Source organism: Proteus sp. G2675, assembly GCF_963886535.1.
GTDB lineage: Bacteria > Pseudomonadota > Gammaproteobacteria > Enterobacterales > Enterobacteriaceae > Proteus > Proteus mirabilis.
This window is the reverse complement of sequence record NZ_CAWPCB010000039.1, coordinates 1-21,188: the sequence shown is the minus strand read 5'-3', so window position 1 is coordinate 21,188 and position 21,188 is coordinate 1. Positions and strand designations below refer to the sequence as shown.

The 21,188-nt window shown below is 39.3% G+C and carries 15 protein-coding genes and 2 rRNA genes; 10 read left to right on the top strand and 7 right to left on the bottom strand.

Annotation, left to right across the window (positions count from 1 at the left end):
* Nucleotides 1-65 precede the first annotated feature (65 nt).
* Nucleotides 66-1,061 (top strand): glycine betaine/L-proline ABC transporter substrate-binding protein ProX, encoded by a 996-nt coding sequence (gene proX / locus AACQ49_RS14345; RefSeq protein WP_004247424.1) that lies wholly within the window; start codon nucleotides 66-68, stop codon nucleotides 1,059-1,061.
* 87 nt (nucleotides 1,062-1,148) lie between these two features.
* On the opposite strand, the gene AACQ49_RS14340 is transcribed toward proX, so the two are convergent.
* Nucleotides 1,149-3,542: a TonB-dependent hemoglobin/transferrin/lactoferrin family receptor gene (locus tag AACQ49_RS14340; protein ID WP_161779133.1), complete on the bottom strand. Its 2,394-nt coding sequence runs from the start codon at nucleotides 3,540-3,542 to the stop codon at nucleotides 1,149-1,151.
* A 378-nt stretch (nucleotides 3,543-3,920) separates the two neighbouring features.
* Here AACQ49_RS14340 and AACQ49_RS14335 point away from each other — a divergent pair, with 378 nt between their 5' ends.
* Both AACQ49_RS14335 and mprA read left to right on the top strand, forming a co-directional pair.
* Nucleotides 3,921-5,129, top strand: a complete 1,209-nt coding sequence (locus tag AACQ49_RS14335) for an MFS transporter (protein WP_004246079.1) — start codon at nucleotides 3,921-3,923, stop codon at nucleotides 5,127-5,129.
* A 492-nt stretch (nucleotides 5,130-5,621) separates the two neighbouring features.
* Nucleotides 5,622-6,149 (top strand): transcriptional repressor MprA, encoded by a 528-nt coding sequence (gene mprA / locus AACQ49_RS14330; RefSeq protein ID WP_004246081.1) that lies wholly within the window; start codon nucleotides 5,622-5,624, stop codon nucleotides 6,147-6,149.
* A gap of 206 nt (nucleotides 6,150-6,355) precedes the next feature.
* Here mprA and AACQ49_RS14325 read toward each other — a convergent pair whose 3' ends face one another.
* Together AACQ49_RS14325 and AACQ49_RS14320 are read right to left on the bottom strand one after the other, a co-directional pair.
* The gene (locus tag AACQ49_RS14325; protein ID WP_161779132.1) at nucleotides 6,356-6,958 is read right to left on the bottom strand and encodes a cysteine hydrolase family protein; all 603 of its coding nucleotides are present in this window, start codon (nucleotides 6,956-6,958) and stop codon (nucleotides 6,356-6,358) included.
* A 40-nt stretch (nucleotides 6,959-6,998) separates the two neighbouring features.
* A complete protein-coding gene (locus tag AACQ49_RS14320) occupies nucleotides 6,999-8,201 on the bottom strand; it encodes an MFS transporter (protein ID WP_012367580.1) in 1,203 nt (400 codons plus the stop codon).
* Nucleotides 8,202-8,286: 85 nt separating this feature from the next.
* Here AACQ49_RS14320 and AACQ49_RS14315 point away from each other — a divergent pair, with 85 nt between their 5' ends.
* The 3 genes from AACQ49_RS14315 (at nucleotide 8,287) to emrB (ending at nucleotide 11,823) form a co-directional block, all read left to right on the top strand.
* Nucleotides 8,287-8,937 carry a GntR family transcriptional regulator gene (locus AACQ49_RS14315; RefSeq protein WP_012367579.1) on the top strand — a complete coding sequence of 217 codons (651 nt, stop codon included), beginning with the start codon at nucleotides 8,287-8,289 and terminating at the stop codon, nucleotides 8,935-8,937.
* 175 nt (nucleotides 8,938-9,112) lie between these two features.
* Complete coding sequence (gene emrA / locus AACQ49_RS14310; RefSeq protein ID WP_004252255.1) at nucleotides 9,113-10,288, top strand: multidrug efflux MFS transporter periplasmic adaptor subunit EmrA; 1,176 nt, start codon at nucleotides 9,113-9,115, stop codon at nucleotides 10,286-10,288.
* Nucleotides 10,289-10,305: 17 nt separating this feature from the next.
* Nucleotides 10,306-11,823 (top strand): multidrug efflux MFS transporter permease subunit EmrB, encoded by a 1,518-nt coding sequence (gene emrB / locus AACQ49_RS14305; RefSeq protein ID WP_004247419.1) that lies wholly within the window; start codon nucleotides 10,306-10,308, stop codon nucleotides 11,821-11,823.
* Nucleotides 11,824-11,930: 107 nt separating this feature from the next.
* Here the strand turns inward: emrB and AACQ49_RS14300 are convergent, their stop codons facing one another.
* Nucleotides 11,931-13,034 carry a tRNA/rRNA methyltransferase gene (locus AACQ49_RS14300; protein ID WP_004246089.1) on the bottom strand — a complete coding sequence of 368 codons (1,104 nt, stop codon included), beginning with the start codon at nucleotides 13,032-13,034 and terminating at the stop codon, nucleotides 11,931-11,933.
* A 174-nt stretch (nucleotides 13,035-13,208) separates the two neighbouring features.
* The gene (locus AACQ49_RS14295; protein ID WP_161779131.1) at nucleotides 13,209-14,267 is read right to left on the bottom strand and encodes a hypothetical protein; all 1,059 of its coding nucleotides are present in this window, start codon (nucleotides 14,265-14,267) and stop codon (nucleotides 13,209-13,211) included.
* Nucleotides 14,268-14,404: 137 nt separating this feature from the next.
* Between AACQ49_RS14295 and AACQ49_RS14290 the strand changes: the two genes are divergently transcribed.
* From AACQ49_RS14290 to AACQ49_RS14275, 4 genes are all read left to right on the top strand, one after another.
* On the top strand, nucleotides 14,405-15,088 hold the full coding sequence (locus tag AACQ49_RS14290) for a tRNA-uridine aminocarboxypropyltransferase (protein WP_004247414.1): 684 nt from the start codon (nucleotides 14,405-14,407) through the stop codon (nucleotides 15,086-15,088).
* Nucleotides 15,089-15,132: 44 nt separating this feature from the next.
* Complete coding sequence (locus tag AACQ49_RS14285; protein WP_004252258.1) at nucleotides 15,133-17,793, top strand: bifunctional acetate--CoA ligase family protein/GNAT family N-acetyltransferase; 2,661 nt, start codon at nucleotides 15,133-15,135, stop codon at nucleotides 17,791-17,793.
* Nucleotides 17,794-17,981: 188 nt separating this feature from the next.
* A complete protein-coding gene (gene pssA / locus AACQ49_RS14280) occupies nucleotides 17,982-19,340 on the top strand; it encodes a CDP-diacylglycerol--serine O-phosphatidyltransferase (RefSeq protein WP_049196562.1) in 1,359 nt (452 codons plus the stop codon).
* 147 nt (nucleotides 19,341-19,487) lie between these two features.
* Nucleotides 19,488-19,835, top strand: a complete 348-nt coding sequence (locus AACQ49_RS14275) for a YfiM family lipoprotein (protein WP_004247412.1) — start codon at nucleotides 19,488-19,490, stop codon at nucleotides 19,833-19,835.
* Nucleotides 19,836-19,928: 93 nt separating this feature from the next.
* Here AACQ49_RS14275 and rrf read toward each other — a convergent pair.
* Both rrf and AACQ49_RS14265 read right to left on the bottom strand, forming a co-directional pair.
* Nucleotides 19,929-20,044, bottom strand: a 5S ribosomal RNA gene (gene rrf, locus AACQ49_RS14270).
* Nucleotides 20,045-20,156: 112 nt separating this feature from the next.
* Nucleotides 20,157-21,188 (bottom strand): 23S ribosomal RNA (locus tag AACQ49_RS14265); the annotation flags it as partial.

Sequence of the window (21,188 nt, the reverse complement as noted above, 5' to 3'; positions counted from 1 at the left end):
AAGAGATAACAGTAGCACGACACAGCGACTATTATCTCTTACCCATCACAACAGAAGGAAAAACTATGCGTAATCCAGTTCTCTGGGCAACAGTATTGTCCGCCACACTGATAAGCACTCAGTTATCCGCTGCTGATTTACCCGGTAAAGGGGTTTCGGTTCAACCGGTACAAAGTACTATTTCTGAAGAAACTTTTCAGACACTCATTGTCAATAAAGCACTCGAAAAACTCGGCTACACAGTGCAACCCATTAAAGAAGTTGACTACAACGTAGCTTATTCTTCTATTGCTAATGGTGATGCCACTTTTATGGCGGTTAGTTGGGTACCTTTGCATAACTCACAATATGAAGCCGCAGGTGGCGATAACACATTTTATCGTAAAGGTGATTATGTGGTTAATGCAGCCCAAGGTTACTTAATCGATAAAAAAACGGCTGAAAAATATAACATCACTAATATAGAGCAATTTAAAGATCCGAAAATTGCCAAATTATTTGATGCCAATGGTGATGGAAAAGCAGATTTAACCGGTTGTAACCCTGGCTGGGGTTGTGAAGAAGCTATTAATAATCACTTAAAAGCCTATGATTTAGAGAAATCAGTCACCCATAATCAGGGTAACTATGCGGCAATGATGGCAGATACCATTACTCGTTACAAAGAAGGTAAACCTATCTTCTATTATACTTGGACACCGTACTGGATAAGTGATGTATTAAAGCCGGGTAAAGATGTCGTTTGGCTACAAGTTCCCTTCTCTTCATTACCGGGAGATGACAAAACCGATACAACCTTACCAAACGGTAAAAACTACGGTTTCCCACCGAGTACAATGCATATCGCAGCAAATAAAAAATGGGCCGAAGCCAACCCTGCTGCTGCTAAGTTATTTGAAATAATGAAAGTTTCAGTGGCTGATATCAACGCCCAAAACTTACGTATGCATAATGGTCAAAAATCACAAGCAGATATTGAACGTCATGCTAACGCGTGGATCAAAGCACATCAAAAAACCTTTGATGGCTGGGTAGAAGAAGCGCGTAAAGCGGCTAATTAATAGTGATAATCCTTAAATAACGTCAAAGCAGAGCATTATTAATATGCTCTGCTTTTTTTATCTTATGGCTGTTGTCCTGTTGTCTAACTAAAAACTTTTAACCACAGTAAAGCGATAATCTCGCCCAGTACCAGATACCGACTCACCTAAATAAGGGTAATAATCACGGTTAAATAAATTGGCGACAGTAAAACGTATCTCGGTATTATCGATAAAAGCAGGTTTCCAATTAGCGAATAGTCCATGAATGGCATAGCCTTTACTTTTTGGTAATGACCAATAAGTAGCAGCCGGATCAGCATCCATCGGTGAACGACGTTGAGCGCCAATAAAGTCCCCTGTCCACCCTGCAACCATATTTATTTGTGGGATTTTCATTCCAAGGGTGGCATGTAATGCATCCGGTTGAATTTCTGCAATCCATGTTTTTTGTCCAAACCACGGATCACGAGGAGATTGATCGCGTTTACCTTTCATTGTCGAATACGCTAAGCGACCAAAGAGATTAGCACTGTCATAAAATGCCTCTATTTCCATACCTTGAATATGGTAGCCAGGTAAATTGCGATAATTTCCAAGGGAAGGAGGACAACTTCCATTGTTTCCGGTTACTTTTCCGCTTTCACAATAGACACCGCGACGACGGAATATCTCATCTTTCCCACGGGTATCAAAAAATGTACTTCGAAGTTGCAGCTGATCTTCTTGTTGGAAAACATTTTCAAAATCAACAATGGCGCCAATCCGTGTTGCGGTAACGGTCTCTTTATCTAAATGGCGACTCGTGCCTGTCAAACTAGAGATACTGGCTTGCACTTCATATTGTTCATCAATTAACGGCGCACGCCATGTATGAGTTATATCACCAAAAAATCTAATATTGGGGCTCGCTTTCCATAAAATACCCAAATGAGGTGTAATGCCACGATAAGTTACATCACTATAATCATGACCGTAATAGGGATTAGGATCTTGATAAACCTTCGCTCGACTCCCTACTCCTTGATTTTTCACTATATCATAACGCACACCAGGCGTGAGGGTTAGTGTTCGATAACTAATTGAATCTTGAAGATAAAAACTCGTGGTTGTTTGCGTCCCTTCTGGCATATAAGGTGGTGCATAATAGCCATAATTATAATTTGGATTTTTCGCTTTATCCCGCGTAAACATTAACACATTACGATCATTACGGTGCCAACGCGCTCCTACTAAAATCACATGTTCGGTAGCTCCTTGCATCACGGTACTTTCATTTTTCACTTCAATTTGATGATTTTTATAGTTGACCCAACTTTGGTTACCCATACTACTACTTAGATAAGAACTCGCATTATCAGGGCGTTTATCATTCTGTTTGGTATTTGAATAACCATAAGTCAATGTGAAATTAATCAGGTCAGAATCAATTGGCTGAATATTCCATTTCACACTCACAGTGTCATCTTTTTGGTCACGATAAACTAACTTACGTTTCATCGCTCCATCAAAACCATATTTATCAACATCATATTGACTCGGTTTTGCCAGTTCATCTCGCTTCGCAGCCCAAGGCGTCCAGCCATCACTGACAGATCTTGATGCTGATAAAGTTAATGTTTGTGCGTCTGTTAAATAGACATTGGTTTTAATTAAAAACGAATCTTGATCTGATTGTGAATAACCAAATTTAGTGCCATCAGGACGACGTAAATCATCACTTTTACGACGATTAAAATAAAATAGACCGTCAGCCGTTCCATCCATTAACTTGCCATATATCGCACCACTATAACGATTTTGCCTATCATTAGTATGATGTCCATATTTTAAAAATATACCAATATGCTGATCAGGTAACAGTAAGTCATCCGGATCTTTCGTTTCAATCCGTACGGAGCCACCAAATCCTCCATTTCCTTGGGTGATATTATGTGGCCCTTTATCGACATCAAGGCGTTTAATTAATTCAGGATCGATAAATATGGAACCTTGACGATATTTTTCAAACGTCTTCGGTGTACCATCAAGAGTGATTTTCACATCTTCCGGATTGCCCATTCCCCAAATATTTAAAGTTTGCCCACCAGGTCTTGGCGAGCCAGATGAAGAAATCCCTGGTAATTTATCTACCAATTCAGCGATATTATTTGGCTGAATTCTATTGATATCTTTTAATGTCAAAGCCGTGCTTCCTGCTTCAACACTCGAATTTAATTTTCCGGAAACATAAATAGGATCAAGCACCACAGTTTCAGATTGTTGAGTTTGTGATGTTTTTTCTGTGCTTTGTGAAGCAACGCTATTAAACGAAGCAAGTGTAGTGAGTAATAAAAAAATCGCATGAGATGAAAATGAAACGGCCCCCATTCCCTGAAAATGAGGCTCATGCTTAATTAACAAAAAGTTCATAATAGTATCTTTTATATGGTTATTAATACGCAAATAAATAGCTAAAAATACATTTAACAACACAATCATGTTAATGATAATTATTATCATTACATAGCTTTTTTTGATCTAAACCATAAAAAAGTTAACTAAACTAAAAATGAGCTATATTTAAAACAGAATAACTAAATAATTTAATATTAATGATATAATTAACTAATAACATTGGTTACTATATGGATTAATACTTGTCTAATCAGGACAGTGAGGGAATGGGGCTATTCATCTATTTAGCATAATAAATAATGCAAATATTCGGTTATCTGCCGAGAATAAATCACATTTTACTTTTAATATTAATCTATTATAAAAATAGATTAAAAACTTTCATGCCCGATTGATTGAACATTGCTATCACAGTAATTCTTTCCGCAAAAAAATGACTCATGTTACTATCATTTACCTTACAAATAATTTGTGATCAGTATTATGGAAAACACAGCACCACAAACCTCTCTTAGTAAAGGCCTTATTTTACTTATGGCCGTTGCCACTGGCATGGTTGTCGCAAGTAACTATTATGCACAACCGCTACTTGATTCAATTGCAAATTATTTTCATATCTCTGCCACTTTAGCTGGCTTTATTGTCACTACAGCACAATTAAGTTATGCCTTAGGTTTAATGCTATTGGTTCCCCTTGGCGATATTTTTGAACGTCGTTCACTGATTGTTATCATGACGCTGATTTCAGCGAGCGGCTTATTAATTACGGCAATGGCACCTAATATTTGGCTTATGTTAATTGGTACTGCCCTATCAGGTATGTTCTCGGTCGTCGCCCAAATTCTGGTTCCTTTTGCCGCTACACTTGCTGCACCTCATCAACGAGGAAAAGCGGTAGGTACTATTATGAGTGGGCTTTTACTTGGTATTTTACTGGCAAGAACAGCGTCAGGGCTGATGGCTTCCTTTACTAATTGGCAGGGCATTTTCTGGCTAGCAAGTGTTTTTCTAGCTATTTTAGCTATTACACTATGGCGCTGTTTACCTACCTATAAAAGCCAAACAAATTTAAATTATTTTCAACTGCTCGGTTCTATTTTTAAATTGTTTGCCACGACCCCAGTATTACGTACCCGCTCACTGATTGGTGCGCTTATCTTTGCCCACTTTGGTTTACTGTGGACATCAATGGCTTTTTTACTCGCTTCTGATCCCTTTAATTATTCCGATGCAGTTATTGGCCTGTTTGGACTTGTCGGTGCTGCGGGAGCACTAATGGCGGGTAAAGCGGGTGTATGGGTTGATAAAGGCAAAGGTAAAAAAACGACTACTTCAGGTTTAATTCTTCTCTTCATTTGTTGGGGACTTATTGTTATCGCCCCTTATTATCAATGGATTGGACTGATTAGTTTTATTATTGGTGTGGTTTTATTAGATTTAGCCGTTCAAGGTGTTCATGTCACTAACCAAAGCACTATCTACCGTATTTTACCTGATGCCCGAAATCGGCTTACTGCCGCTTATATGACTAGCTATTTTATCGGGGGCGCCCTAGGCTCTTTATTATCGGGTTACGCTTATCACCAATATGGCTGGATTGGTGTTTCCAGCGCCGGCGCAATCATTGGCTTATTAGGTTTACTGGTTTGGTTATTTGGTTATAAAAATGATCCAGTGATCCAATCTGAATAATAAAACTTATCTCAAAAGGGGTATTTTATGTCAGCAATACCCCTCTAAACAGAACAAAACGTAAATGTTTTAACAGCGTGATTACTATTTATGTATATCATCATCTCATTCTTTATTAAGAAATACATATCAATTATATCAATATAGCATAAACGGCATAGTTTCTAAGTGGTATTATTAACAATAGAATCATTATAGTGTAAAATAAATTTATTACGTGTTTTATCGTAGAAATCGATCCATTTTTTCCTAAATAGACTATTATTCATAAGTAAATAAGGGATAAATTGATTTTTATAACTTATTGTAAATAGATAAGCACCTAGTGATTTTTTTATGTTATCATTCAAAAAATTTATGAATCAGGTAGCATAATCAAAAAAACATAGTGACTATAAATAATAAAAATTGCTAAATTGTGTGTTTAATATACCATTTAACATGTTGATAACAACGTTATCCTAATTATCGAAACTAACAAGGTGTCTAAAAATGGAAAGCTCATTTACGCCAACAGAAGAACTACTAAACACTCGCGCTACACAACAGAAATCGCTTAACAAAGATATTCCTTACCAAGAAATTTTGTTAACTCGCCTGTCTATGCACGTCCAGAGCAAACTTCTTGAAAGTCGTAATAATATGTTAAAGTCTCAGGGCATTAACGAGACATTATTTATGGCACTTATGATTTTAGATACAACGGAAAATCGTAGTATTCAACCATCAGAATTGAGTGCGGCGTTAGGCTCATCAAGAACAAATGCCACTCGTATTGCAGATGAATTAGAAAAACAAGGATGGATTGAGCGTCGTGAAAGTCATAATGACCGTCGCTGTCTACATCTTCATTTAACTGATGCTGGAGAAGAGTTTTTAAATAGCTTATTACCACCACAGCACGAATGTTTAAAGAAAATTTGGTCGGTATTAGATGAAGGTGAACAAAAACAACTGGAAACCCTAATGCGTAAATTATTACTACAACTTGATACATTAGCGGATAATCAGCAGGAATAACCATCACCATCAATAAACTTATTGATCTAATCTGTATTAGCTCAGATTTGACCTGACTAGCTATGGCACAGAGCTAACATAAATCTGACAGGTCGCTCTGTGCCAAAAGCCAATATTCCCCAGCCCTTGCACTCAATCATGTATGTCTGATATTTAATCTATCATACTACCGACAAGATCTATGTAACATTGGCTACTTAGGCTATTTATACCCAATATTTTGATATTTCAGATGAACTGGTTACAACAGCATGTTGAGACAAGATTTTCTCGAGTAAAAAAACATGTGTGTCATGATCAGGATCAGCACAACAATCACTTGCAATCACTAGACGATAATCTAGGTCAAATGCCTGACTAACTGTAGATAAGATCACGCCACTCGTCGTGACTCCTGCAAGGATCAAGGTTTCAATACCTTGTGTACGAAGAACCATCTCAAGCTCAGTAAATGAAAAAGCCCCCACTCTACGTTTAATAATAACGATTTCATTTTCCTGCGGAAAAATATCATCATGAATAGCGGAACTTTCACTATTGGTGATTAATATTCCATTGTCTTTAATCGATGAGAAAATTATGTTGTTTTCACTAACCTCAGGATACCCCTCACGAAACTCAACACTAACATAGATAATCGGTATGCCTGCTGCACGCGTAGCGGAAATTAATGATGATGTATTACGAATAACATCTTCAGCACGATCTTGTGGAAGGAAATTATTAAGAATGGTCGTCTGAAAATCCATTACCAGCAGAGCACTATTTTTATCGATATTATTATTGTTATTGTTGAATTGTGTTGTCATAAAATCTCCGAAATATACAGGTGAAGAAGAACGAAGTTCATCAGCGTATAACTGAATTACGATGTAATTTAAAATTCCAAGCGGCTCCCAACAATAAGACAACACTAGTTGCCAGAAAAACTGCGCGCATACCTATATGACCACCAATAACGCCACCTATTAACGGGCCGATGAACTGACCTGCAAACTGGGCTGCGACCGAATAGCCAAGGATACTGCCTATCATTCCTTCTGGAACGTGATGACGTATTACTGCCGCAATACAAGGCAACAATCCCCCCAATGCTAATCCCATAAGAAAACGTAAAATAATAAGTTGCCAACCAGAGGTAACAAAGGCCTGAGGGATCAGCAATAAACCGGCTATAGCTAGTGCCAGCGTGATAATACGCAAATGCCCTATCCTATCTGCTAATTTCCCAAGCCAAGAGGCTGAAATAATACTACCTAAGGCAGCAGCGGCCATGACATAACCTGCAACCCTAGTTATCTGAGCAGGATCATTAACGAGTGTACGCACATAGACTGTAATAATAGGTTCTATCGACATATTGGCCAGCATCAGCAACAACCCCGTGCAAAGCATGCTAACTATCACAAATCGTGCTGGTAACTGCGACCAACTCACTTGCATTTTTGTCGTAGTATTTATGTATTTCGGCGTATCTTCACGGATAAGCGTAAGGGTCATGATAAAAGATAAAAAGATCAGTGCACCGGCACAGAAAAACGTGTTTCGAATACCGAACAAGTCAGGTAACCACCCTCCAGCTAGAGGGCCAATAAGATTACCCGCCATTACACCACATGAAACAATGCCCAACGCCCAAGCAACACGCTCTCTTGGAGCTTGTACTGCAATAAGAATAGTTGCTCCAGATGAGTATCCCCCCGCCAAACCAACTAATAGCCTTAGACCGACAAGTTGCCAAATATTTGTTACCATTCCCATAAGTGAGACGGTCACCGCCATACCAAGACTGGCTCTTACGAGCATCGATTTACGTCCATATTTGTCACCGAGCTTTCCCCATACTGGAGCAATTAAGCCAGCAGTGATAAACGTTGCACTGAATGCCACGCCAGACCATTGGACAATGGCGGCGTGACCTTGAACACCAAGCTCTTCAACATATAGGGGGAGGAACGGTAACATCAAGGTCATTGCAAAAACAGTTGAAAAAGAACCAATAAAGCAAACGAGCAGATTTCGACGCCAAAAGCTGTTATATAATTGAGTCATAGAAATATTCTTTTCTGGTATACCAAGTTGGTATACCATATAGATAATTTATTTTACTGTCAATTTTTAGGAGAGTATTGCCGTTATGAGCCAAGTATTAGAGGTTGAAAAACAATTAAGAAAACTGATACTCAACATGGAACTAGGCCCAGGAGAACGGTTAACTGAACGCTGGGCTGAAGCGAAATTTAACGCATCGAGAACTCCCGTTCGAGCCGCATTACAAAAGTTGGAATCAGAGGGACTTATATGTCGTGATGGTATACGTTGGTTAGTGGCACCAATCGATGCCGATGAAATCGAACAATTATGTATTTACCGAGAAATACTGGAGGTAGCAGCATTAAAACTTTCAGTCAGCCAGATCACCGAAGAACAGTTGAACAATTTGGAACGCCTGCTTAAAGAAACCACGGTAGATTCACCAGAAGAGAGCATGGAAAATGCTGGAACACGATTCCATAGAGAGTTGGCACGCCTTTGTAATAACGCATTTATTATTGAAGGGATAAATGATGCCCTACGTAGGCTTTCGCGAGCACGATGGCTTGATAGAGCGCCGTCTAATCCAGCGTGGGATGAGCATCGTGAAATATTTGTCGCACTTCGTTCGAGAGATACGGACAAAGCCGTAGAACTACTCGCCACTCATTTGTGCGAAAGTAGACTCCGTTTACTAGATACCATTACATCTAGTAAACGTAGCCTAAGAGCAAGAGGCATTGCGATATCCTGACCAAATACCGCCAGCCTCATTTACAACATGAATTGATAAACAAATATATTCATTCACATTTATAATTGGCCTTTCGTGCTAATTATTATTCTAATATAAGCCCAATATATATGTTTCCGGATTTTATTCTGGAAACATATATAATGCTTTTTTCTGGTTTATGGAGATCTTCTAAATGAGTGTAAATGAGGAAAAAAATCCACCTCAGGCTCCCATTCGCAATAAAAAACGAACTCGCCGAAATGTTTTATTGCTACTGACTTTTATCTTTATTCTCGCGGGGCTCGCTTATACCGCTTACTGGTTTATGGTTCTTAGACATCATGAAACCACAGATAATGCCTACGTTACAGGCAATCAAATTATGGTTATGCCACAAATTTCAGGCTCGGTAACGACTGTCTATGTGGACAATACAGACTACGTAAAAGCAGGTGAACCTCTAGTCCAATTAGATGATAGCGATGAAATACTTGCATTAGATAAAGCAAAAACCGCTTTAGCCAATAGTGTCCGTCAAATGCATCAGCAAATCATCAATGGTCGTCAATTAAAAGCGAATATTGTTTTACGTGAAACTGAATTGGCAAAATTGCAAAATGATCTGCGTCGTAGAGAAGTATTAGGCGAGCGAAATGTCATTGGAAAAGAAGAACTCCAACATGCAAGAGAAGCTGTTGCCACGGCAAAAGCGGCATTAGATGTAGCAAAAGAGCAATATAATGCTAATCAAGCCATTATCTTAACCACGCCTATTGCACAACAACCGTCTGTATTACAAGCTGCAACAGAAGTGCGTAATGCATGGCTAGCTTTACAACGAACAAAAATACTAAGTCCTGCTGAAGGTTATGTCTCACGTCGTAGCGTTCAAGTTGGTGCACAAGTTGCACCGGGTAAACCGTTAATGGCCGTCGTACCTGTCACAGGTATGTGGATAGACGCTAACTTTAAAGAGACGCAACTGGCCAATATGCGTATCGGACAGCCCGCGAAAATAACTACTGATTTTTATGGTAAAAAAGTTATTTACCATGGTCGTGTACAGGGATTAGATATGGGAACAGGCAGTGCATTCTCACTATTACCGGCACAAAATGCCAGTGGTAACTGGATAAAAGTAGTTCAGCGCTTGCCGGTACGTATTTCCCTTGATGAAAAAGAAGTTGCAGAAAAACCGCTACGTATCGGTTTATCCACTGAAGTGACTGTGGATACCGTTAATCTTGATGGAAAAGTATTATCACAGAGCGAACGTCAAGCACCGGCTTATCATACTGATGCACTCACTATTGATATGTCAGAAATCAATTCATTGATTAATGAAATCATTGAACAAAATGCAGGATGATAAAGCGAGGTGTAAAGGTGATTAAAGAACCCTTACAAGGAGGAAAACTTGCTATAATGACCATCGCACTTGCGCTGGCCACTTTTATGCAAGTTCTCGATTCAACAATCGCTAACGTAGCCATCCCGACAATAGCGGGTAACTTAGGTGCATCAAATTCTCAAGGCACTTGGGTTATTACCTCATTTGGTGTTGCAAATGCTATCTCAATTCCTATTACTGGCTGGCTGGCAAAACGTATTGGTGAAGTACGCCTCTTTATGTGGTCAACAGCACTATTTGCCTTAACATCATGGCTGTGTGGTATTTCTCAAAGTTTAGAAATGCTGATCTTTTTCCGTGTACTTCAAGGTTTAGTCGCAGGCCCCTTAATTCCGTTATCACAAAGTTTGCTATTGAATAACTATCCACCAGCAAAACGCAATATGGCATTAGCGTTATGGTCGGTTACCATTGTCGTTGCACCTATTTTAGGCCCTATTTTAGGTGGCTATATCAGTGATAATTACCATTGGGGATGGATCTTCTTTATTAACGTACCTTTTGGTGTGTTAATTATTATGTGCATCTCAAATACATTAGCGGGTCGCGAAACCAAAACGGAAATTAAACCAATAGATACCATTGGTCTCGTACTATTGGTTGTCGGTGTTGGTGCACTACAGATCATGCTTGATCAAGGTAAAGAGCTGGATTGGTTTAATTCAACTGAAATTATTGTACTTACTATTATTGCTGTAGTGGCGTTAAGTTTCTTAATTGTGTGGGAGTTAACTGACGAACACCCTGTTATTGATCTTTCTCTGTTTAAAAGTCGCAATTTCACTATTGGCTGTTTAACCCTTAGTCTCGCTTATATGATCTATTTCGGTACTATTGTGTTACTCCCTCTCCTGTTGCAAGAAGTCTTTGGTTATACCGCAACATGGGCGGGTTTAGCTGCAGCCTCTGTTGGTTTATTACCGCTGATCATTACACCAATCATCGGAAAATTTGGTGGAAAAGTCGACTTACGCTATATCATTAGCTTTAGCTTTATTATGTTTGCGGTATGTTTTTATTGGCGAGCTTATACTTTTGAACCCGGAATGGATTTTGCCACAGTTGCTTGGCCACAATTCTGGCAAGGTTTAGGTGTAGCATGTTTCTTTATGCCATTAACCACGATGACTTTATCGGGATTACCTCCGGAGAAAATGGCCTCGGCATCCAGTTTATCTAATTTTTTAAGAACCTTAGCGGGTGCAATTGGCGCATCATTAACGACAACCATTTGGACACAAAGGGAGTCATTACATCATGAAACCTTTGTTGAAAAAATTAATCCACTCGATCCCGATGCACAATTGGCTTTTCAACAGATGAGAGAATTGGGGCTTTCTGATGAACAAACCTCCGCTTATTTAGCTAAAACAATCACTGAACAAGGTCTGATTATTTCAGCGAATGAAATTTTCTGGCTAGCGGCAGGAATATTCATTTTAATGCTGGTGGTTGTTTGGTTTGCTAAACCGCCATTCTCACCGGGTAAATAACCATTAATGAATTGATTAGTTAATTAAAGAAAAATCCCGCTGAACATGGTGAACTGACTGCAGTTCATTATTCAGCGGGATTTTTAAATCATCTAACAATTAAATAATTAGCCGTGATGTTGACGCCACCATTCAGCCAATAACACGCCAGAAGCCACAGAGACATTTAAGCTTTCAATATGGCCTGTACCACCAATGTAAATGCTCATATCCCCTTGTTTTAACGTGCTATCACTTAAGCCATCCTTCTCTTGACCTAAGATTAATACCATTTTTTCAGGTAATTGAGCTTTTGCTAGCGGCACACTTCCTTTGTGACTTGAGGTTGTCACTAAGGTATAGCCAGCCTGTTTAAACTGCTCTAATGTCTGAGCAAAATTATCAGCATCAATTCCTTGAATATACTCGGCACCACCTTCTGCGGTACGCACTGCTGCACCAGATTCTAACACTGATGAGTCGGGAGAAATGACACCTTTCACACCAAAATGAGCACAGCTACGCATAATAGCACCGACATTATGTGGATTACCCACATCTTCAAGCGCTAAGACACAATCTTTTGTTGGTGCATCTTTTAAATAGGTTTGTGCATCATGACCAACACGTTTTTTGATTAAGAAACAAACGCCACCATGATGATCAGTACGCGCCGCTTTAACCATCTCTTCTTCTTCAACAACATGGTAAGCTTTACGATTTGCCGCCATCCATTTTAACGCTTCACGAAAACGAGGTGTTACTTCTTGTAAGAACCAAGCTCGAACAATGGCTTCTGGACGGTTTTTAAACATAGCCTGACAAGCATTTTCACCATAGATACGCGTCTCTTCTAAACGCTGACGGCGAAGCTGTTCGGGATCTATTTGGCTTTTACCAGTAATTCCATCATGCTCTTTTAATGGCTCATCTCCCGGACGAGAAATCGTTTTCCATGGAGAATAATTACCACCTTCACTATCGTTATCACGTAAGGAGCTTGATCCACTGCGTGATGGATTACGTCCTGAAGACTTACCTGCACCACGTTCATCACGACGAGAAAATTTGTTATCACCGCGTTTATCATCACGACGATGACTACGGTCAGTATCACCACGAGCATTATTAGGGCGGCGGGATGGTTTTTTAGGTTTATTATCGGCACTGTCCTCACTGCGGACATACATCACTTTTACTTTGCCGTTTTTACCTTCATAAGAATCGTTCATTAGTCTCTCCAACTGCAATAGGGGCGCAGATTACATGATAGTTTAGCAACTGTCACCGAGAGAATCACGCAGAGTAAGAGATAAACCTATATCAAAAAACACTCTCTTTAAAAATAAAATTAGATTTAGCTTTTTATTAATAAAAAATAGCTTTTATATCAATAACTAATGGAGCTATTCATCATTAGATTTAACAATACAAAAAAGTGTATCCATAATCAATTTTTTCCTAACATCATGATTAAATGTGGTTTGCTCACCACAACTTAGGTTTAGAAAGTCTTTTCCTGTTTTTTGTAATACTGTTTCTATTGTGGATATTAAATCATCTTCTTTTTCATGATTAAATTTATTCCATTCATTATGTAAACTATCAATATAATTAAGCGCCAAAAGACCACATCCATTAGGTACATTTTCTTGTAGATTATATTCTATATTGATAGTATTAAATCCTTTTTTTTCTAGTTCAATTAATAAGTTATGACGTTCATCTTTTTTGCTTGAGGGCAATGAATCACATAAAAAACAGCTATCTTTATAAGTCAATAACGCAACCCAATGGTTATTATTGACTAAAACCACATAATTTTTTAACTCCGCGGATCCTTTGCTATTTTCTATTTTTTTAAGTATTGATTCATAGGAACCAATATCACACTGATAGGGTTGAAATGACGCCCAAGACTCTAATTCAGATGAAGATATATATCGATTATTATTACTTACGCTTTCATTACTATTGGCCAATACGCTATCATTACATTTTATATTTAAATAATTATCAACCGCTAAGATAAAAACATTCTCCCCTTTTCCCTTTTGTCTAGCAATCGCTTCCTCACAAGCCATTGCACTTAATAAAGGTCGTTCTTTAAAATACTCTTGATCCTCTTTTATTTTTATTTCATAGAGTAATTTGACTAATTCTTTAATATCTTCTCTTATCGAGTTGTTTAATTTTGGATAAATTAAGTAGAGCTGATTAGTTGCATATAAGCTTATTTTTATATCATCATGAAACATGATATTTACTAAATAATCTAAATCTATTGAGCTTCCATTCCTAACTGCATCAGCGAGTTTATTTATTTGATTTTTGGCAGTCTCAAGATTAACATCCACTCTACTATTATTAATGACCTGAGTATCAAAGATATTAAATAGGTTTTTTATTTCATTATCTGTAATACTATTTTCATTATTACAAAAAAGGATTTGTGTTACCTTCATAAGTCACCAAAATTTATTAAATAATAATAATCCTACCACTATACGGTAAATAAACTTTCATAAAAAACAACTGATAGTAGACCTTTGGGAATCATGGTAATATTCATTCCTTTATTTATGATTGTGGTCTTTCTGTTATGCATGACAATGCGGTTTCTCGACTTCGTCAATATCGAGTTTCTATCTCTACACGCCCATATAAAGCCAGAGGCTTTCGTGTTAAACGATGCACTTTTTGTTTATTACCTGAAAAACAGTGTCTGTGTGACACCATCATTCATCAAACCGCGAAAAGCCGTTTTTGTTTAATGATGTACGATACAGAAGTGATGAAACCAAGTAATACAGGAAAATTAATTGCCGATGTTTTACCCGATACACTTGCCTTTTTATGGTCACGTACCGAGCCTGAAAAAGCCTTACTTGATGCAATTAATGATCCGCATCGACAAGCTTATGTCGTCTTCCCAGACAGCTATGCTTCTCCTTCGCGAAAAGTTTATCACCAGTTACCTGCAAACAGTAAGCCACCGCTATTTATCTTACTAGACGGCACTTGGACAGAGGCGAGAAAAATGTTTCGTAAAAGCCCCTACCTTGATGCATTACCACTGTTTTCAATTAATGAAGCCAGTAAATGTGACTACATGCTCCGTCAAGCAGCAAGAGAAGAGCAACATTGTACCGCTGAAGTTGCCGCTTCTATTTTAGCCAATGTCGGCGATGATTTAGCGTCACAACAGCTTTTTTCTCATTTTAGTTACTTTCGTCAACAATATTTAATTGGAAAACCAGACAGACGTCAGGCAAAAGAAGAGTAAATCAGCTACATTGAATACAGTTTATCATAAACTTAGGAGTTGATATGAGCCAGCGAGGCCTTGAAGCACTATTACGTCCTAAATCAATTGCGGTGATTGGCGCCTCTGACAAAGTAGGCAGAGCAGGCACCACAATGATGAAAAACTTACTCAGTGGTGGGTTTAATGGGCCAGTCTTTCCAGTCAATCCGACTCGCAATTCTGTTTCTGGTGTTTTTACTTATCCTTCTATTGATAAACTCCCCCAAGTACCAGACTTGGCAATTATCTGTACTCATCATCGCCGCAATCTTGAACTTCTTGAGCAATTAGGTCAATCAGGCTGTAAAGCCGTGATTGTTCTTTCAGCACAATCAGAACAATTTCAAGCTATTAAGACACTCTGCCAGCAATACCATATTCGCTTGTTAGGTCCAAATAGTTTAGGTTTATTAGCCCCTTGGCAAGGCTTAAATGCCAGCTTTTCACCCCTTCCTGTAAAAAAAGGCAAATTGGCATTTATCTCACAATCAGCAGCAGTAGCTAACACCATCCTAGATTGGGCGTATTACCGCAATATTGGCTTTTCCTATTTTATTGCATTAGGTGATAACCAAGATATCCAAGTTGATGATTTACTGGATTTTCTAGCAAGAGATAGTAAAACCAGTGCAATATTACTGCATTTAGAGCATATTCATGATGCAAGGCGCTTTATGTCTGCCTCACGTAGTGCATCACGCAATAAGCCAATACTAGTTATAAAAAGTGGTCGAACACAAAAAGCCCAATTACTCTTAGGCGATACGCCAAGTTATGATGTAGCTTATGATGCAGCCTTCCAACGCGCAGGACTGTTACGCGTACAAGATACTCATGAGATGTTTTCAGCGGTTGAAACCCTCAGTTATATGACGCCATTAAAAGGCGAGAAACTGATGATCATCAGCAATGGTTCCGCTCCTGCGGCAATGGCCGTAGATGAATTATTTTTACAGTCAGGCAAATTAGCACAATTATCTGCTGATACTCAGCAACAATTGCAAGCCATTGTGCAAGACACATCTGCTATTCGTAATCCGCTTAATTTAGGTGATGATACCACGGTAGAGCGCTATATTAGGGCAGTGAATTGTCTATTAGATAGCCATGATCATGATGCATTACTCTTAATTCATACACCAAGTGCTATTGCACCAAGTATTGAAACAGCACAAAAAGTTATTGAAGCAATTAATAAGCACCCCAGAAGAAAATGGCTCACTCTATTTACTAATTGGGGAGGCGAATATTCATCTCAACAATCACGTAAATTATTTAGTGAAGCGGGTATTCCCACTTATCGCACTCCTGAAGGCGCAATTACCGCTTTTATGCATATGGTGGAGTACCGCCGAAACCAAAAACAACTAAAGGAAACGCCGGCATTACCTTTAGAAATAAAAATGAACACCCAGCAAGCCCATCGCTGTATTGAAGACGCTCTCGACAAAAAACAGTATCGCCTTGATACACACCAAGTCCAGCCCATTATGGAAGCCTATGGCTTTAATACTTTACCGACTTGGATTGCTCATAATGCACAAGAAGCGGTCAGTATTGCAGAAAAAATAGGCTATCCGGTCGCGCTAAAATTACGCTCTCCTGATATACCTCATAAATCGGAAGTTCAGGGGGTTATGTTATATTTAAGAGACAGCAATGAAGTTGAATCGGCTGCACATGCCATTATCGAGCGGGTAAGCGAGCTTTACCCACAAGCGAAAATTCAAGGACTATTAGTACAAAGTATGGCAAACCGTGCAGGCTCCCAAGAGCTACGTGTTGCGATTGAACAAGACCCCATCTTTGGCCCACTAATTCTATTAGGAGAAGGAGGCGTTGAGTGGCAAATCGAAACAAAAGCTGCCGTTGCTTTGCCACCACTTAATATGGCGCTAGCTCGTTATCTGGTCATTAATGCAATAAAAAGTGGCAAGCTCCAACCTAGAAGTGCATTACAACCACTGAATATCCTAAGCTTAAGCCATTTTTTGGTGCAAGTTTCACACTTACTATTAGATTGTCCACAAATTGTCAGGCTCGACATACATCCGTTGTTAGTATCGGGTAATGATTTCACTTTGTTAGACGTGGCTATGGAGCTGTCACCAATCGAAGGCGATCCTCATCAAAAACTTTCTATTCGCCCGTATCCCAATGAATTAGAAGAAACTTTCTTTTTAAGAGATAGCAAACCTTGTTTTATTCGACCTATTTTGCCTGAAGATGAACCTCTACTAAAAACCTTTATTAATCAAGTGACCAAAGAAGATCTCTATTATCGCTATTTTAGTGAGATCAGCGAATTTACCCATGACGATCTCGCTAATATGACACAAATTGATTACGATCGTGAGATGGCTTTTGTCGCCATTCGCCACCCTCACGATGATCCAGAAATTATTGGTGTTGCTCGAGCTATGGCAGATCCTGATAATCAACAGGCTGAATTTGCTATTCTGGTACGCTCTGATTTAAAAGGTAATACACTGGGTCACCAATTAATGATGAAATTAATCAACTATACTAAGGCGCATGGCATCAAACGGTTAACTGCCATTACCATGCCTGAAAATCGTAATATGATAAGTCTTGCTAAAAAATTAGGGTTTTCTGTGGAAGTACAGTTTGATGAAGGAATAGTCAATCTCAACTTGCTTCTTGATCCTCTCAGTGATGTATAGTGATAAAATCGCGAATAGAAAATTTCTGAATGTGATTATTCACACATCCTAAGAGAAATTCACTCTATAAGATGATTTTATGCGTACATCCTATATAACTAATGTTATGATCAGAAGATCGGTTACAGAATTTTTTACATAGAAGATGACTCTTTTAGTCATCATAAACAAGAGAAATAAGCACTGTGATGTTGTCTAAACTAAAACTTGCTAAGCATCAACAACACCTTGCACAACTGCCTAAATTAGCTCAGTCAGTTGCTGATGTTGAAACGCTTTATCAGACATCCGCGTTTCGCAGCACCTTATTGAAATATATCGCGCAAGCTCAAAACGAGATTTTTATTACCGCACTCTATCTAGAACATGATGAAGCGGGCGAGGAGATCCTTGAAGCACTTTATACCGCAAAACAACAACGTCCTGAACTTTCCATCACCGTTATTGTTGATTGGCATCGTGCTCAACGCGGTCGTATAGGTGTCTCTGCTGATGCAACAAATGCAGATTGGTATCATAAAGTTGCACAACAGCATCCTGATGTTGACGTCCCTATTTATGGTATTCCTGTTAATACACGTGAAGCATTAGGCGTATTACATCTAAAAGGGTTTATCTTTGATGATACGGTTATTTACAGTGGTGCAAGTATTAATAACGTCTATTTGCATAAACTTGATAAATACCGTTATGACAGATATCACATCATTCATAATGCTGAACTCGCAAACACAATGAAGCAATTCATTGTCGATAGCCTTTTGCAATCAGATGCTATTCAACGTCTTGATTCAGAAGAGAGAGTGCGTTGTGCAGAAATTAAAAATTGTATCCGTCAATTCCGCTTTAATTTACGCACACATGATGGTTACGATATTAAAGGAAATGCCTCAAATAATCAGTTAACAGTGACTCCATTGGTCGGCTTAGGCAAGAAAAATATCTTGAATAAGACTATTTCCCACCTCATGGCCGTGACTGAAGAAAAATTGGTTATTTGTACACCTTATTTTAATTTACCTGCTATTTTGGTGCGCCAAATTAGTCATTTACTGAGAAATGGTAAACAGGTTGAGATTATTATTGGTGATAAAACGGCAAATGACTTTTATATTCCGCCAGAAGAGCCCTTTAAAATAATAGGTGCTTTACCTTATTTATATGAGATTAATCTTCGTAAATTCACCCAACGTTTTCAACGTTTTATTGATAATGACCAATTAACAGTAAGGCTTTGGAAAGACGGTGATAATACCTATCATTTAAAAGGCATGTGGGTTGATGATGAGTGGCAATTAATTACAGGTAATAATCTAAACCCTCGAGCTTGGGGATTAGATCTTGAAAATGCCATCTTAATTCACGATCCACATCATGAATTACATGAACAACGCCATAAAGAGTTAGCTTGTATCAGAGAAAAAACACTGATTGTTAAAAGCTATCAACAATTAGAGAGTATTAAATTTTACCCTCTAAAAGTGAAAAAATTAATTAAACGCTTACGGCGTATCCGTGTTGATAGACTAATTAGTCGTATACTCTAATTTAACTATACTGCTAAGCTCTATTTATAAGCCTTACTTAAAATAAGTAAGGCTTTTTTGTCGCTATAATCCACTATACTTCAACTTATTAAGATTTAAGCTCAACTATCTAACGATCAAGATATAGTAATAAGGCGTGGATATTATATGAAACTAAAGCGTAATGGCTTCTATCTGATAGTTTTACTTTCACTCGTCACGTTAAATGGTTGTCAATCCTTTCATGTTGCCAATGATAATTGGCAAGGAAAAGATAAAGCACAGCATTTTTTATTTTCTATGGTAGCCTCCGCAGGAGCTAATGCTTACGCAGCTCATCAGAACTATTCTTATCGAGAAGGATTAGTTATTGGCTTATCCTTTTCAATAAGTTTAGGCGTCGCTAAAGAGCTTTATGATAGTCGACCACAAGGTACGGGATGGAGCTGGCATGATTTTGCTTATGATGTGGCAGGAGCCGCTGCTGGCAGTTTACTCTATCAGCAATTGAAATAACTCTTTTCCTTAGTTAAAGGATAAAATTGAGAATAAAAAATATCAAACGCAAAAAAGCCAACCCATTGGGTTGGCTTTCTCGTCTTATTTAATGCTTGGCAGTTCCCTACTCTCACATGGGGAGACCCCACACTACCATCGGCGCTACGGCGTTTCACTTCTGAGTTCGGCATGGGATCAGGTGGGACCACCGCGCTATGGCCGCCAAGCAAATTCTTGTCTATTACTCGCTTCCTTCCTTTCGGTAAGTCGCCAGTAATTTAATCTTGAACAAGCTGACTTCATCGTTTCGTCTCTCTGACAAAACACTTTCGGTGTTGTCAGGTTAAGCCTCACGGTTCATTAGTACTGGTTAGCTCAACGTATCGCTACGCTTACACACCCAGCCTATCAACGTCTTAGTCTTAAACGTTCCTTTAGGTCGCTTAAAGCGACAGGGAAGACTCATCTCGAGGCAAGTTTCCCGCTTAGATGCTTTCAGCGGTTATCTCTTCCGCACTTAGCTACCGGGCAATGCCATTGGCATGACAACCCGAACACCAGTGGTGCGTTCACTCCGGTCCTCTCGTACTAGGAGCAACCCCTCTCAATCTTCCAACGCCCACGGCAGATAGGGACCGAACTGTCTCACGACGTTCTAAACCCAGCTCGCGTACCACTTTAAATGGCGAACAGCCATACCCTTGGGACCTACTTCAGCCCCAGGATGTGATGAGCCGACATCGAGGTGCCAAACACCGCCGTCGATATGAACTCTTGGGCGGTATCAGCCTGTTATCCCCGGAGTACCTTTTATCCGTTGAGCGATGGCCCTTCCATTCAGAACCACCGGATCACTAAGACCTACTTTCGTACCTGCTCGAGCCGTCACTCTCGCAGTCAAGCTGGCTTATGCCTTTGCACTAACCGCATGATGTCCGACCATGCTTAGCCAACCTTCGTGCTCCTCCGTTACTCTTTAGGAGGAGACCGCCCCAGTCAAACTACCCACCAGACACGGTCCCCGACCCAGTTTATGGGCCTAGGTTAGAACATCAAACGTTAAAGGGTGGTATTTCAAGGTTGGCTCCATGCAGACTGGCGTCCACACTTCAAAGCCTCCCACCTATCCTACACATCAAGGCTCAATGTTCAGTGTCAAGCTATAGTAAAGGTTCACGGGGTCTTTCCGTCTTGCCGCGGGTACACTGCATCTTCACAGCGAGTTCAATTTCACTGAGTCTCGGGTGGAGACAGCCTGGCCATCATTACGCCATTCGTGCAGGTCGGAACTTACCCGACAAGGAATTTCGCTACCTTAGGACCGTTATAGTTACGGCCGCCGTTTACTGGGGCTTCGATCAGGAGCTTCGC